16 protein-coding genes are annotated in these 14,029 nt (G+C 58.7%); 8 read left to right on the top strand and 8 right to left on the bottom strand.

Annotated features, from left to right (window positions below; genetic code table 11):
- The first annotated feature begins 15 nt into the window (after positions 1-15).
- The 4 genes from AC19YQ_RS12110 to AC19YQ_RS12095 all read left to right on the top strand — a co-directional run bounded on the left by AC19YQ_RS12110 (position 16) and on the right by AC19YQ_RS12095 (position 4,543).
- Positions 16-504 carry a sigma-70 family RNA polymerase sigma factor gene (locus AC19YQ_RS12110; RefSeq protein ID WP_133076322.1) on the top strand — a complete coding sequence of 163 codons (489 nt, stop codon included), beginning with the start codon at positions 16-18 and terminating at the stop codon, positions 502-504.
- Positions 501-1,466 carry a FecR domain-containing protein gene (locus tag AC19YQ_RS12105; protein WP_500595188.1) on the top strand — a complete coding sequence of 322 codons (966 nt, stop codon included), beginning with the start codon at positions 501-503 and terminating at the stop codon, positions 1,464-1,466. Before AC19YQ_RS12110 ends, AC19YQ_RS12105 begins: the two co-directional genes overlap by 4 nt.
- Positions 1,467-1,575: 109 nt before the next feature.
- Complete coding sequence (gene fecA, locus AC19YQ_RS12100) at positions 1,576-3,912, top strand: TonB-dependent Fe(3+) dicitrate receptor FecA (RefSeq protein ID WP_133076324.1); 2,337 nt, start codon at positions 1,576-1,578, stop codon at positions 3,910-3,912.
- 202 nt (positions 3,913-4,114) lie between these two features.
- Positions 4,115-4,543: an HPF/RaiA family ribosome-associated protein gene (locus tag AC19YQ_RS12095; protein ID WP_133076325.1), complete on the top strand. Its 429-nt coding sequence runs from the start codon at positions 4,115-4,117 to the stop codon at positions 4,541-4,543.
- Between the two features lie 70 nt (positions 4,544-4,613).
- Here the strand turns inward: AC19YQ_RS12095 and AC19YQ_RS12090 are convergent, their stop codons facing one another.
- Positions 4,614-5,114, bottom strand: coding sequence for a phosphate-starvation-inducible protein PsiE (locus tag AC19YQ_RS12090; RefSeq protein ID WP_133076326.1), 501 nt, complete (start codon positions 5,112-5,114; stop codon positions 4,614-4,616).
- A 256-nt stretch (positions 5,115-5,370) separates the two neighbouring features.
- Between AC19YQ_RS12090 and AC19YQ_RS12085 the strand changes: the two genes are divergently transcribed.
- The 3 genes from AC19YQ_RS12085 to AC19YQ_RS12075 all read left to right on the top strand — a co-directional run bounded on the left by AC19YQ_RS12085 (position 5,371) and on the right by AC19YQ_RS12075 (position 6,714).
- The gene (locus AC19YQ_RS12085) at positions 5,371-5,628 is read left to right on the top strand and encodes a YebG family protein (RefSeq protein WP_019410845.1); all 258 of its coding nucleotides are present in this window, start codon (positions 5,371-5,373) and stop codon (positions 5,626-5,628) included.
- A gap of 78 nt (positions 5,629-5,706) precedes the next feature.
- A complete protein-coding gene (locus AC19YQ_RS12080; protein WP_133076327.1) occupies positions 5,707-6,282 on the top strand; it encodes an NAD(P)H-dependent oxidoreductase in 576 nt (191 codons plus the stop codon).
- Between the two features lie 39 nt (positions 6,283-6,321).
- Positions 6,322-6,714: a MerR family transcriptional regulator gene (locus AC19YQ_RS12075; RefSeq protein WP_133076328.1), complete on the top strand. Its 393-nt coding sequence runs from the start codon at positions 6,322-6,324 to the stop codon at positions 6,712-6,714.
- Here AC19YQ_RS12075 and AC19YQ_RS12070 read toward each other — a convergent pair.
- From AC19YQ_RS12070 to hmgA, 4 genes are all read right to left on the bottom strand, one after another.
- The gene (locus tag AC19YQ_RS12070; protein WP_133076466.1) at positions 6,690-7,715 is read right to left on the bottom strand and encodes a Leu/Phe/Val dehydrogenase; all 1,026 of its coding nucleotides are present in this window, start codon (positions 7,713-7,715) and stop codon (positions 6,690-6,692) included. The genes AC19YQ_RS12075 and AC19YQ_RS12070 overlap by 25 nt on opposite strands.
- A gap of 219 nt (positions 7,716-7,934) precedes the next feature.
- Positions 7,935-8,573: a maleylacetoacetate isomerase gene (maiA, locus tag AC19YQ_RS12065; RefSeq protein WP_326397383.1), complete on the bottom strand. Its 639-nt coding sequence runs from the start codon at positions 8,571-8,573 to the stop codon at positions 7,935-7,937.
- Between the two features lie 12 nt (positions 8,574-8,585).
- Positions 8,586-9,890: a fumarylacetoacetase gene (fahA, locus tag AC19YQ_RS12060; protein ID WP_326397381.1), complete on the bottom strand. Its 1,305-nt coding sequence runs from the start codon at positions 9,888-9,890 to the stop codon at positions 8,586-8,588.
- A gap of 3 nt (positions 9,891-9,893) precedes the next feature.
- Positions 9,894-11,198 carry a homogentisate 1,2-dioxygenase gene (gene hmgA / locus AC19YQ_RS12055; protein WP_133076331.1) on the bottom strand — a complete coding sequence of 435 codons (1,305 nt, stop codon included), beginning with the start codon at positions 11,196-11,198 and terminating at the stop codon, positions 9,894-9,896.
- 164 nt (positions 11,199-11,362) lie between these two features.
- On the opposite strand from hmgA, the gene AC19YQ_RS12050 reads away from it, so the two are divergent.
- Positions 11,363-12,157: an IclR family transcriptional regulator gene (locus AC19YQ_RS12050; RefSeq protein WP_133076332.1), complete on the top strand. Its 795-nt coding sequence runs from the start codon at positions 11,363-11,365 to the stop codon at positions 12,155-12,157.
- Between the two features lie 12 nt (positions 12,158-12,169).
- Here AC19YQ_RS12050 and AC19YQ_RS12045 read toward each other — a convergent pair whose 3' ends face one another.
- From AC19YQ_RS12045 to AC19YQ_RS12035, 3 genes are all read right to left on the bottom strand, one after another.
- Positions 12,170-12,544, bottom strand: a complete 375-nt coding sequence (locus AC19YQ_RS12045; protein ID WP_326397380.1) for a hypothetical protein — start codon at positions 12,542-12,544, stop codon at positions 12,170-12,172.
- Positions 12,545-12,954: 410 nt separating this feature from the next.
- A complete protein-coding gene (locus AC19YQ_RS12040) occupies positions 12,955-13,641 on the bottom strand; it encodes an LrgB family protein (RefSeq protein ID WP_133076334.1) in 687 nt (228 codons plus the stop codon).
- Positions 13,631-14,017 carry a CidA/LrgA family protein gene (locus AC19YQ_RS12035; protein WP_326397379.1) on the bottom strand — a complete coding sequence of 129 codons (387 nt, stop codon included), beginning with the start codon at positions 14,015-14,017 and terminating at the stop codon, positions 13,631-13,633. Before AC19YQ_RS12035 ends, AC19YQ_RS12040 begins: the two co-directional genes overlap by 11 nt.
- Between the last annotated feature and the right edge of the window lie 12 nt (positions 14,018-14,029).

Below are 14,029 nucleotides of genomic sequence, written 5' to 3'. Positions count from 1 at the left end.
CAGCTGGAGTGGTCGTTGTCGCAGTCAAACACCGTCGAGGTTCTGTATCAGGACCACCACAGCTGGCTCACGGGCTGGTTGCGGCGCAAGCTGGGTTGCCCGCAAAGCGCCGCCGACCTGGCCCAGGACACGTTCATGCGGCTGCTGACCGCCCGCGAAACCCCGACCCTGGCCGAGCCCCGGGCTTTTTTGACGGTTGTTGCCAAGCGTGTGTTGTTCAATCACTACCGCCGCCAGGATCTGGAGCGCGCCTATCTGCAGGCGCTGGCCCAAATGCCGGAACAGGTGGTCCCCAGCGAAGAAGAACGGGCAATCATCCTGCAAACCCTGATGGAACTGGATCAGTTGCTCGACGGTTTGCCCTCCCCGGTCAAGCGCGCCTTTCTGCTGGCCCAGATCGACGGCCTGAGCCACGCCGAAATCGGCGCCCGGCTGGGCATTTCGGTCGCCACCGTCAAACGCCATCTAAGCAAGGCGGCCCTGCGCTGCTACTTCGCCCTGTGAACGGCGCCTTCCCCCAGGCACCCGACATTGGTTCGGCTGTCGCCGAGCAGGCCGTGAACTGGCTGTTCGAAATGCAGGACGGCGAGCTCAGTCCACGGCGCCAGCAGGCATGGCAGCAATGGCTGCAGGCCCACAGCGAACACGAGCGGGCGTGGGAGCATATTCAACGGATCAACCAGCGTTTGCGCGGCTTGTCGTCACCACTGGCCCATGCCGCCTTGAATGCACCCAAAGGCACCAGCCGCCGTCAGGCCCTGAAACTGTTGCTGTTGTTGGGCGCCGGTTCTGCGCTGACCTACGGCTTGCGCGATCAATTGCCCATCACCCCGCTGCTGGCGGACTTCAGCAGCCCGGTGGGCCAGCGCCGCGCGCTGCAATTGCACGATGGCAGCCAGATCCAGCTCAACACGGCCAGTTCGGTTGATGTGAGGCTTGACGGTCAACAGCGGGTGATTCGCTTGCTCGAAGGCGAGATGCTGCTGACCGCAGCCCAGGATCCGCGTCCCTTGCAGGTACTTACCGCCCACGGCGCCCTGCAGCCCCAGGCCGCACGCTTGAATGTGCGCCAGTTCAGCGATCGCACGGAGGTCGCCGTATTTGATGGCCGGGTTGCCCTCACCCCAACGGCGCATTCGGGTAGCCCGCTGTGGATCGAGCCCCACCAGCAACTGAGCTTCAATCGCCTGGACTGGAAGCCGCCGCGCCCACTGGATGCGGGGAGCGGTGCCTGGACCGACGGCATGCTGGTTGCCGCCCACATGCGCCTGGCCGACTTTCTGGCCGAGCTGGGACGCTATCGTCGGGGCCAGCTCAACTGTGACCCGAACGTCGCCGACTTGCTGATTTCAGGCACCTATCCGGTAGACAACAACGAGCGCGTGCTGGACCTGCTGGCGGTCAGCCTGCCGGTGCGGATCAAGCGCTTTACCCGGTATTGGGTGACGGTCGAAGCAAAGGCCTGATAACGCCCACACAGGGGCAATTTAAATTTCAAACACTGTGAGCTGATTTCAAATCTGGCGTGACAGAGAAGGCAAGCCACTTCGCTTTTCATCTTCTCAGGATCCTTTCATGCCTGCTCAGCCCTTGCGTCTCATGTCCCTGACCCGTTTGCTATTGGGTGCCAGTTTGAGTTTCAGCGTTCTGCCGATGGCATTGGCCGACGCCAAGGCCTATCACATCGCCCCCTCATCGCTGGAAAACGCCCTGAACCAGTTCGGTCGTGAAGCCGGGGTGCTGATTTCCTTCAGTTCAACCGCCGCCAGCGGTATTCAGAGCAAGGGCCTGGAAGGCACCTACGACCCCGAGCAAGGCTTGCACGCCTTGCTCGAAGGCACCGGCCTGCAAGCCCGTGCCGAAGGCCAGGGCGCGTTCAGCCTGCAACCGGTGACCGCCTCCACAGCGCCGGCAAGCATTGAGCTGGGCGCTTCCAGCGTGGTCGGCGACTGGCTGGGAGACGCGGCGCAGACCAATGTATTCGAACACCCCGGCGCCCGTGACGTGATTCGCCGCGAAGACTTCGAACGCCAGGGCGCGACCACTGCCCGGGAAGTGCTCAATCGCATTCCCGGCGTCAACGCCCCGGAAAACAACGGTACTGGCAGCCATGATATGGCCCTCAACTTCGGTATTCGCGGGCTCAATCCACGGCTGGCGACCCGTTCGACCGTGTTGATGGACGGCATCCCCGTGCCCTTCGCGCCCTACGGTCAGCCGCAGTTGTCGTTTGCCCCGATCAGCATGGGCAACATGGATGCGGTCGACGTGGTTCGCGGCGGCGGTGCAGTGCGTTATGGCCCGCAAAACGTAGGCGGTATCGTCAATTTCGTGACTCGTGCCATTCCTGACGAACCTACCGTCAAGGCGGGTTTCCAGACCGAGACCAGCCCGTCGTCCACACAGGATGGCTTCAAGAAAACCGCCAACCTGCTGGCCGGTGGTACCGCTGACAATGGCCTGGGCGGCGCCTTGCTGTACTCCGGTACCCGCGGCGGTGACTGGCGCGAACACAGCGACACGCGCATCGACGACTTGATCCTCAAAGGCAATTACCAGATCGACGAAGCCAACAGCCTGAACGCCATGGCCCAGTACTACGATGGCGAAGCCGATATGCCCGGCGGCCTGAGCACAGCAGCCTACAAGGCTGACCCGTATCAATCGACCCGCCCGAACGACAAGTTCTGGGGCCGCCGCACACTGGTCAACTTCGGTTATCGCTACCAGGAAGACCGCCGTGAATTCACGGTCAACAGCTTCTTCACCAAAACCCTGCGCAGCGGTTACCTGGACCAGGGCACCTTTCTCTCGCTGTCACCACGGGAATACTGGGTTCGGGGGATCGAAACACGCATAGCCCAGGGCTTTGATCTGGGCAACACCAGCCACGAAGTGGGCGCGGGCTATCGCTATATCAACGAAGCCGGCCATGAACTGCGCTACCGCACGCCCATTGCAGCCAACCAGCTGCCTACCACCAATAGCCGCAATGACCGCGACACCCGGGGCGCCACCGAGGCCCATGCGTTCTTTATCGACGACAAGATCGACATCGGCAAGTGGACGTTCACCCCCGGCATTCGCTACGAAATGATTGAACAGCAGCAAACCAACCTGCTGACCCACGTCAAATACAAGGGCGACTACAACACTCCGCTGCCTGCCTTGAACGTGATGTACCACGTGACAGACAGCTGGAATCTCTACGCCAATACCGAAGGTTCTTTCGGCAGCGTGCAGTACAGCCAGATGCCCAACCGCGTCACCGGCGGCGAAGTAAAACCGGAAAAAGCCCGCACCTGGGAAATCGGCACACGCTATGACAATGGCAACCTGCGCGCGGAGATCGGCGCATTTCTCATCAACTTCAACAATCAGTACGACAGCAACCAGACCACCGATACGGTGATCGCCCGGGGCAAGACACGGCACCAGGGCATCGAGGCCAGCATCAATTACGCGCTGGATGGCCTGAGCCCGGTACTGGCGGGTTTCGACGTATACGCCACCTACGCCTATGTTGACGCGACCATCCGCGAAGATGGGCCGAACAAAGGCAATCGTGTGCCGTTCTCCTCGAAAAACAAAGGCAGCATCGGAGTCGGTTATACCGAAGGCCAATGGAAAGCCAATCTGGACAGTACCTTCCAGAGCAACCAGTTCGCCGACAACGCCAACACACGTGCCGAAAGCGCTGACGGCAGCACCGGTCTAATCCCCGGTTACATGGTGTTCAACAGCCGCGTGGGCTATGACTTCGGTCATCAACTGTCTGACCTGAACGTGGCGGTGGGCGTCAAAAACATCCTCAATCACGAGTACTACACACGCTCGTTTGACGATAACAACAAGGGGAAATACGTGGGCGAACCGCGCACGCTCTACGTCCAGACTTCTGTCGCATTTTGATATAAATCGATCATAGCCCGCACACGCGGGCTTTTCTCACCGGCAAAGACTGACGCCGATCACGACTTGAAAGACTTCCTGAAAATAGTGCTTGAAATATTTGCTCATCGGCCCAAACACTGTAACTGAGCAATGACGATGAACCTTTGTACACACGAGGCCGTCAGACCTCACACGAGCACGCTTATATAAGGGAAGAACTATGCTTACTCACGTCTTTTCCGATAAACATATCGACAGTGACAAACGCACCCAAGACTGGGTCACCGCTACTGTTGAAGTAACGCTCGAACGCCATTTGGAAGATCTGACCCGGGTCGAGGTCCATCTCAGTGATGAAAATGGTGGCAAGTCTGGTCCGAAGGACAAACGCTGCAAAATGGAGGCTCGACCTAAAGGACACCAGCCGATTCTTGTATCCCACGACGCTGATTCGCTGACCCAGGCTGTGGAGGGTGCAGCTGAAAAGCTGGAGCACGCTCTGGAACACCTGTTTGGCAAGCTGCGTGGAAAACGCACTGCGGCCCTCGCCCCGGAAGGGTTTGAGGCAAAAGAACCAAAGCAGAGCGCTGACGCTTTGCTGGAAGAAGAGTTTTTGGAAAAAGAAAAAGAACTCGAACTCAATAGCTGATACCGCGTCCAGGACGCATAAAAAAGGGCGGGCTTACTTCGGTAAGCCCGCCCTTTTTCATGAAGAGCCCTTACAACTCGCCCTTCTCCACTTCCGGATGCTCACTGGAGCCGGTACCGGTCTTGCGATGGGGATTCTCGATCTTCACCGACGGGAACTGCGAAGACGCATAGCGCACCACCAGGATGGCAAACGCCAACAACAGGATTGCCCCGGTCAGGTACACCACGCCCATGTCCGGCGGGTTGTGGTGTGACACGTTGGAAATCAGCAAGCGGGTCAGCGCCGTAATTGCCACGTAAATCAGGAAGCGCACGGGCATGTGGTTGGTTTTGAAATAAATGCCTACCATGGCGCCCAGTTCCAGGTAGATGAACAGCAGCAGGATGTCATCAATCGAGATGTTGCCTTTCTCCACCATCCCCAGAAATTCCATCACCGCCGCCCAGGCAGTGACCGCTCCAATGGCAAACAACGCCAGGTAATGGAAGGTTTCGACGAACAGATTGCCCATCGATTCGGCCAGTTCATGAACCTGGCGACGTAGCTTCTCAGCTTTGTTAACTCTCACGATGCAGCTCCTTGAATCGACTCGAACGGATCGTCCGCGATGCACATGACGCTTTTTACATGCAGAAAAAAGGCCAGCGACCCCTGGTGAGATGATGGCGGGCGGCTATTAGACACGTCAGGCTACCGTTGCGCCTACCAATTGCAGCTAGAGTGAAAAAGCCGCTATTCAAATCCAGGTGATTGGATTATCCTTTTAGCTGTATATAAATACAGTAATCGCAAGATAATTTACGTGAAGGCATATGAGGTGGTAAATGGCCGTCGAAGTGGTATACCGCAGCAGCCGAGATCTGGAGCGTTTGTTCATGGATAAAGCCGAAGCTGACCGTCATGACAAAATGCTGGAACTGGCAGAATTGCTGGCCGAAGTGTTGCAAAAAGCTGTGCCGTCCCTGAGCGAGCAACAAGTCGAGGAAGCCGGTATTTACATGGCGAAAAATCGCGATGTGTTTGCCAAGGCCTTCAAGAGCCAGCCGGACGCCCTGTCCGAGTTGCTGGTCGACAGCGAGTAATCGCACCCAGTCCTCGCTTGACTCTCCCCTATGGGGCAGCCCCTAACCTCGAAGGCCCCCTTTCAGGTTGGCGTCACGATGAGCAAGCGAGTACTGGTGATCCTGGGTCACCCCGGCACCGACAGTTTCTGTGGTGCACTGGCAGACAGCTATGTTGAGGCTGCCAGGAGTGCCAACCATGATGTTCGCGTCATGCAATTGGGCACCCTGCACTTCGATCCGGTACTCCATGAGGGTTACAGGCAGATCCAGGCACTGGAGCCTGATTTGCTCAACGCTCAGGCAGACATCCTCTGGGCTGAGCATCTGGTCCTGGTCTACCCGATCTGGTGGGGTGGAATCCCCGCATTAATGAAAGGTTTTTTCGACCGGATCCTGCTACCCGGCTTTGCCTTTCAGTACCGCAAGGGCAAGGCATTCCCCGACAAGCTCCTGAAAGGTCGCAGTGCCCACCTGCTGGTGACGATGGACACGCCCCCCTGGTACTACAAATGGGTTTACCGCATGCCGGGGCTGCATCAAATACGCAAAACCACCCTCGCGTTTTGTGGCATAAAGCCCCTCGCCACCCTGACGTTCGGCCCGCTTCTGGACGCCACGCACGCACAAAAAAACACATGGCTGCAGCAAGCCCGCACGCTCGCGATCCGCTGAGCATCAGCCTTGCGGGCGACCATTGAAAAAGGACTTTTCATGTACATCGGCAAAGCCGCCCAGCTGTCGGGCACCACCGTCAAAAGCATTCGCCATTACGAAGACATCGGCCTGTTGCCACCACCGCAACGCCGGGGGGCTTATCGCGTCTACTGCGAGCAGAGCGTTGAGCTGTTGATGTTTATCAAGTGCGCGCAGCAATTGGGTTTCAAACTCAAGGAGATGCAGGCCATTCTCGATGAGCACCGTGGCCAGACATTGCCTTGGGAAGTGGTCAGCAACGCAATTGCCCGCAAAAAACACGCTGTGGCAAGCCAGATCGAGGCATTGCAGCAGGTGCATGCGGGGCTGGTTGAGTTTGAGTCACGCTTTGCCATGGGAGGCCTGGAGCTGGATTTGGCCTGCGTTCAATCCTTGGGGTACAGCAATTGATGCGCCAGCTCATCCGAAACCCGTGCCGGTGAGCGCTTTTCAGCCTGGGCATGGGCGTAGATGCCGGTCAATCGCCGGCTGATACGCAATAACTGCTCATTGATGGCCTCGGGCGTTGCGCCTTCATGGGTCAGCGCCATATAGATCAAGCCGCCAGAATTAATGACGTAATCGGGCGCGTACAAAATGCCACGCCGCTCGAGCTGGTCTGCCACTTGCAGGTTGGTCAGCTGGTTATTCGCACATCCGGCCACAGCCGAGCAGCGCAGTTGCGCCACACTATGCCAGTTCAGCACGCCACCCAGACCACACGGCGCCAGAATATCGCACGGGGTACTGAGCAAGGCTTCGCACGCGATGGGATGCGCTCCGAGTTGCTCCATGGCCAGGCGCACTTTAACCGGATCGGTATCGCAGACCAGCAACTCGGCTCCCGCAGCATGCAGTTGCTCGGCCAGCGCGTACCCCACCTTGCCCAACCCTTGTACCGCTACCCGCAAACCTTCGAGATTGTCGCTGCCCAAGCGCGACGAGGCGGTGCTGCGAATACCGGCAAACACACCCATTGCCGTATGGGGCGAAGGATCGCCTGCAGCGCTGGTACTGGTGACGTGTCGGGTATGTTGGGCAATGCAATCCATATCGGCGGTAGAGGTGCCGCTGTCGATGGCGGTGATGTAGCGCCCGTCCAGTTGCTCCACGCAGCGGCCAAACGCTTCAAACAGCTGCGCACGGCTTTCGACATGGGCCGCACGAATGACGACTGCCTGCCCACCCCCAACGGCAAGACCGGCCAGAGCCGCCTTGTAGCTCATGTCTTGAGCCAGATGAATGGCATCGTTCACAGCACTTTCGTCGTTGGGATACGCCAGATAACGGCAGCCACCCAATGCTGGACCCAAATGAGTGTTATGAATCGCAATCACGGCCTTGAGGCCTGTAACGGGGTCCACACTAAGGTGCAGCGACTCCATCTGAGCGCTTTGCATGAGAGCAAACATCATCAGGCCCTCGAACGATTATGGGTAATCGCCAGTATAGGCGGCGCCAGAAAAATCGTTGAAGTGCGCAGGAATAAGCCTGTGCGGTTTTCGGGGTTTCGGACATATCCCGGCGGGATTGGATTCTGTGGGAGCGGGCTTGCTCGCGATACTGACAACGAGGTTATCCAGCAAGACCGCGTTGATTCGATCGCGAGCAAGCCCGCCCCCACAGTGAGTTCAGGCAGGTGTATCGGGCTGATTGGCTGGATGCGCCTGGATAAACGCCAGGTGTTGCTCAGCCAGCGCTGCCACACGGGCAATGCGCGGGTACGCCGCCATTGGCACGCCAAAACGCTGCGCGGCGTACAACTGCGGGATCAGGTACACATCCGCCAACCCTGGCTGCGACCCGAAGCAATATCCGCTGTCACCGATCAATTGCTCAATGGCTCCCAGCCCTTGGGTGATCCAGTGACTGATCCACTGCACCACTTGCTCTTCGCTCTGCCCCAATTGACGCAGTTGATTGAGCACGCTGACGTTGTGCAACGGGTGAATATCGCAGGCCACCAGGGCCGCCACCGCCCGCTCGTGAGCGCGGACGGTAAGGTCCGGGGACAGCAGCGCTACCTGCGGGTAACGCTCTTCAAGATATTCAATGATCGCCGGCGACTGGGTCAGGACGCTGCCCTCATCGGTGCGCAAGGCCGGCACGCGGCCTTGCGGGTTGATCGCCAGATATGCCGCCTGGCGGTGTTCACCGCCAGGCGGCGAAATCAGGTTGACCGGCACTGCCTGATAATCCAGTCCCTTAAGCGCCAGCGCGATCCGCACTCGGTAAGAAGACGTGGAGCGGTAATAGGTAAAGAGTTCCATGACCCGCTCCTTTTAACGCGCTGCGACAACCTTGCCCCGGCACTCGCCGAAACCAATGGAGGCATGACCTTCACGGGTGCAGCGGGCACGCAGGATGATTTCATCACCGTCCTCCAAAAATTTGCGCACCTCTCCCGAAGCCAGCTCGATCGGGAGTTTGCCGCCTTCGGTGATTTCCAGCAGGCTGCCCAGCTGCGAGCGGTCAGGGCCCGACAAAGTCCCCGAACCGAACAGGTCGCCTGACTGCAATTGGCACCCATTGACGCTGTGGTGAGCCACCAGCTGCGCAGCGGTCCAGTACATGTTCAGGCTATTGCTCAACCCCAGGCGATGGGCGGGCAGATTTTGCTGGCGCATCGACTCGGTCAACAACAGCACTTCAAGTTCAATATCCAGGGCGCCACCGGCCTGGTCCTTGGGATCAAGCAGATACGGCAACGGCTGCGGATCACCTTCAGGACGGGCCGGTTGCGCACGGCGGAACGGCTCCAGCGCTTCAGCCGTTACCACCCACGGCGAGATGCTGGTGATAAAGCTCTTGGACAGAAACGGGCCCAGCGGCTGGTATTCCCAGGCCTGGATATCCCGGGCCGACCAGTCGTTGAGCAAGCAAAAACCGGCAATGTGCTTGCCTGCTTCGCTGACAGGGATCGCGTCCCCCATCTCATTGCCCTGGCCAATCCAGATCCCCAGCTCCAGTTCATAGTCCAGGCGCGCGCATGGACCAAAGGTCGGTTCAGTCTGACCCGCTGGCAAGGTTTGCCCTTTTGGACGGCGTACGTCGGCACCCGACGCACGAATGGTAGAGGCGCGGCCGTGATAGCCAATCGGCACATACTTATAGTTGGGCAGCAGCGGATTGTCGGGACGAAACAGTTTGCCGACGTTTTTTGCGTGCTCGATACCGACATAAAAGTCGGTGTAGTCACCGATTCTGGCAGGCAGATGCAGCTGGCAATCCGCCGCCAACGGCAGCAGCTTTGCGCCTTGGGCTTCGATTTTCCCGCGCAGGGTGCTGCCTTCAACCAGCAGTTCAAGCAGGCGCTCGCGCAGGGCAACCCGGGCGCTGCGGCCCAACGCAAAATAGGCATTCAAGGCCCCGCCCAACGAGGCTTCTACTGCAGCCTTCGCCTGGTCTTCGAACAGACCCGCCGCCAGTCCGGCTTCAAGGTCAAAAATGGAATCGCCAATGGCAACCCCGCTGCGCGCAGCAGATCCATCAATACTGAAAATGCCCATCGGCAGGTTTTGCAGCGGGAAGTCGCTGTGACCGTTGGCGGAGGCAATCCAGCTACGGGGGAAGGTGGACTGGGTCATGGGTTATCTCCGATTCGGGGTGAAGGTTGCGGGCAAGGAGGCCCAGCAAGCGTCGTAGTTCGATTGCAGTTGCGGGCACTCAAGCGCAAACCGGCTGGGACGCAACACCTGGCTGGTCTCAAACATGAAAGCCATGGTGTTGTCGATCTTGCCCGGTTGCAGCTCAGCCGCAATCGCTTTGGTACAGGTTTCGCCGTCCGGGCCGTGGGCGCTCATGCAGCTGTGCAGAGAGGCGCCTCCCGGCAAGAAGCCTTCGGCCTTGGCATCGTAGCTGCCCTGGATCAGGCCCATGAATTCGTTCATCAGGTTGCGGTGGAACCACGGTGGCCTGAAGGTGTTTTCAGCCACCATCCAGCGCGGCGGAAAAATCACGAAGTCCAGATTGGCCAGGCCAGGCACGCTGGTCGGCGAAGTCAGAACGGTAAAAATGGACGGATCGGGATGGTCGAAGCTGACCGTGCCAATGGTATTGAAGCGGCGCAAGTCGTATTTGTAGGGCACGTTATTGCCATGCCACGCGACCACATTCAGCGGCGAGTGATCCAGCTCGCAGCCCCACAGTTCGCCGAGAAACTTTTGCACCAGCGTCGTGCTGCCCTGGCCGTCTTCGTAATGGGCGACCGGCGCCAGGAAGTCGCGGGGGTTGGCCAGACCATTGCTGCCAATCGGCCCCAGGTCCGGAAGACGCAACGGCGCGCCATGGTTTTCGGCGACATAACCACGGGCCTGCGGGTCGAGTAACTCAACGCGAAACTTTAGTCCACGGGGGATGACCGCAATCTCCAAAGGCTCCAGGTCCAGACGCCCCAGCTCCGTGCAGATACGCAAGCGACCCTGCTCAGGCACCAGCAGCAACTCGCCGTCAGCATTGAAAAACACACGCTGCATCGAGGTATTGGCACGGTAATGGTAAATGCTGATGCCCGAGGGCTTTTCCGCCCCGCTATTGGCCACCATGCCCACCAGGCCATCGATAAAGTCAGTGGCCTCGGCAGGGATCGGCAGCGGATTCCATCGCAAGCGATTAGGCGTCACCGGGCCCAGTGGGCCGCCGACCAATTGCCGCTCCAGTTTAACGAACGCAGGATGATTGGCGGACGGCTGGATGCGGTACATCCAGGTCCGCCGCGACTCGCTGCGGACCATGGTGAATGCAGTGCCGGACAACAATTCGGCGTACAGGCCGTACGGGGCTTTTTGCGGAGAGTTCTGACCGACCGGCAAGGCGCCGGGAAGTGCTTCGCTGCTGAATTCATTGCCAAACCCGGATTGATAGCCAAGGACTGGCGAAGACGCGTCGAGGTTCATGGAGCCTCCAGAGTGGAGAAGACAGTGGACTGCGCATTGCTGTGAGACAACCTGCGCGTCGCTGCGTTATTTTTATCGTAATTCAATTACGCATAACGTAATTTGATTGGTATTAAGCGTCAAGCTATAAAGACGCCCATTCGTCCCGAGATATAAGCATCACCATGGAAAAGCCCCGTAGCAGCAATGACAGTGCCGGCAAACAAAAAGTGCGTTCGGCCGAGGTCGGCACAGACATCCTCAAGGCCCTGGCCGAGCTGTCACCCTCGACCTCGCTGTCGCGCCTGGCCGAACACGTGCAGATGCCCGCCAGCAAGGTACATCGCTATCTACAGGCGCTTATTGCCAGCGGGTTTGCCGAGCAGAATATCGCCACCAACCATTACGGCCTGGGGCGTGAGGCGTTACGAGTGGGCCTGGCCGCGCTCAACAGCATGGATGTGCTAAAGGTCGCCGCCCTGCCCCTGGCCGAGTTGCGTGATGACTTGAACGAAACCTGCTTTCTGGCCGTGTGGGGCAATCAGGGGGCCACGGTGGTGCATATCGAACCGGCGGTGCGGGCAATCACGGTGGTCACTCAGCTAGGCTCGGTTTTACCGCTGCTGAGTTCATCAACGGGGCTGGTGTTCAACGCCTTTTTGCCGGACCGCGAAACCGCCGATTTGCGCGAACTGGAATTAAAAACCGATCTGGTTCACCCGCTGGAAAAACCCGAGGCCTATACCCGGCTTTGTGAGCACATCCGTCAGCGTGGCTTGCACTTTGTGCATGGCTTGCTGATGCCCGGTGTTGATGCACTGTCGGCCCCGGTATTCGATGCTACCGGCAAGGTTGCCGGCGTACTGACCGTGGTTGGCCCCACATCACTGTTCCACGCCGATGAAAACGGGCCAGCAGCCAAGCGTTTGCTGGCTGCCAGCCAGGCCATCAGTTGGCGAATGGGCTATCAGCCGGGCTGACGATCAGCGGCGTCAAACCATCCATTTGTATTTGGCTTCATCGAGCAGGTCTCTCATCAGTTGTTCGATGTCCTCGATGGCAAACTGATGCATTCGGTGGCTGTCCTGGAACGTCCAGGGTTTAGAGAACACGCCTGTTTCCCAGTCGTTGTGCAACTGGACCGTGCCCCACTCCAGCGTGTCCATGCCAAGACCCTGCAGGTCCTGGCTGTAGGTCAATGTCAGGTCAACGATGTTGTTGACCGTGTTGATGTAAATGCTTTCGCAATCTATTGCATGGTGCAGCAACTGCTCATTCAGAAACGAGCGTACCCGCTCGAGTACGTCCGGGCTCGGCTTGAGGGTGAAGCTTGCAGCATCGAACACGCGCTTATCCATATCGCTCATGATGAACCTCCTGTCATTGCTCCCGGCCTGTGCAGCCTCGTGCTGCATCAGATCAGCCGGGAGAAATCATGTAAAAGCGCATTCAACACGGCCAATATGCAGGGCATGAAGTACATAGTTATCACGCCCTCATCAGACATATAACCCTCTGAGCTACCGCACTTTTTTGCTCCACCACTGTTGTCGAAGCTGTAAAAGAGATTGTCGTAAAGCGGCCTTACTCCGCAGCGGGCAAGTCCTTATTCTTGTCGAACTTTCCAGCACGGACACACGTCCAACGCATCGAGTCGCATCGACTCTGCACCCGATTTACCCTGACGTTGATTTGTAGCTCCTTGATGAACGTCTTCCTTGGCCGCTGTTTTCAGCGGCCTTTTTTATGCCCGCAGATTGTGTGGCAACGGTACAAACTAGAACACCATCGCCAGCAGCGGCGCGGCGAACAGGTTAAGAATGCCGGTCAACACCATCACCAGCCCTGCCACCGAACCTTCTTCGCTCCCCACTTCCCGGGCTCGGCTCACGCCCGCCCCATGGGCACCGATACCGAACAGCGCACCCCGTGCCAGACTGCTGCGCAGCGGCAACCACTTGAGCAGGATGCCGCCCAGCAATGCGCCAAATACTCCGGTAAACATCACAAACACAGCCGTCAGCTCCGGTACGCCACCCAAACCCTGGGCCAGCGGCATGGCAAACGGGGTGGTGATGGAGCGCGGCACCAATGACATGGTGAGCTCAGTGTCGAGTGACAGCGCCCTGGCCAGCCAGAATGAACTGCCGATGGACGCTGCGCTGCCTGCCAGCATGCCCAGCAGCAAAGCCACCCAATGCCGGGCCAGCAACCTGCGCTGCTGCCAGATAGGCACAGCGAAGGCGACCGTCACAGGCCCCAACACCAGCATCAGCCAATGGGTGTTGCTGGAGTACTCGGCATAGGCGGTGTGTAACGGGACGGCCACGGCAAGCAGCAAGGCAGGTACCAGAATCAGCGGTGACAGCAGATAGCGGCCGGTGCGCTGATACAACCAGCGGCTAAAACCGTAGGTGGCCAGAGTGAACAACAGCCAGAACATGGGCATCAGTTCAAACTTCATGGCGCACTCTCCAACGGCATACCGCCTCAACGGTAAACGCCGTCACAATCATTACCAGCAGGGTGCTGACGCCAATCACCAGCAGGATGCGCCAGCCGTCATCACGCATGATCACGCCGTAGTCGAGCAGGCTCATCAGCGCGGGAATAAAAAACAACAGCATTTCAGTCATCAACACGCCGGCCCCCAGTTGCAGGGTCGCAGGCTTGACCCAGCCCAGGGCAAACGCCAGCAGCAACAACGCCATGCCCACAACACCTCCCGGTATTGGCAGGTGCCACCAGGCCGCGAGCTGGCAGCCCAAGAAGTAGAGCGCCAACAACACCGCCAGCTCACTGATCAGCCGACCCAAGCGTTTTACATCGAAGCGTTTCATGATCTTTCCATT

The sequence above is a fragment of the Pseudomonas sp. MF06569 genome, from assembly GCF_059862735.1.
The sequence above is the reverse complement of the archived record's forward strand: the minus strand, read 5'-3'. Positions and strand labels throughout refer to the sequence as shown.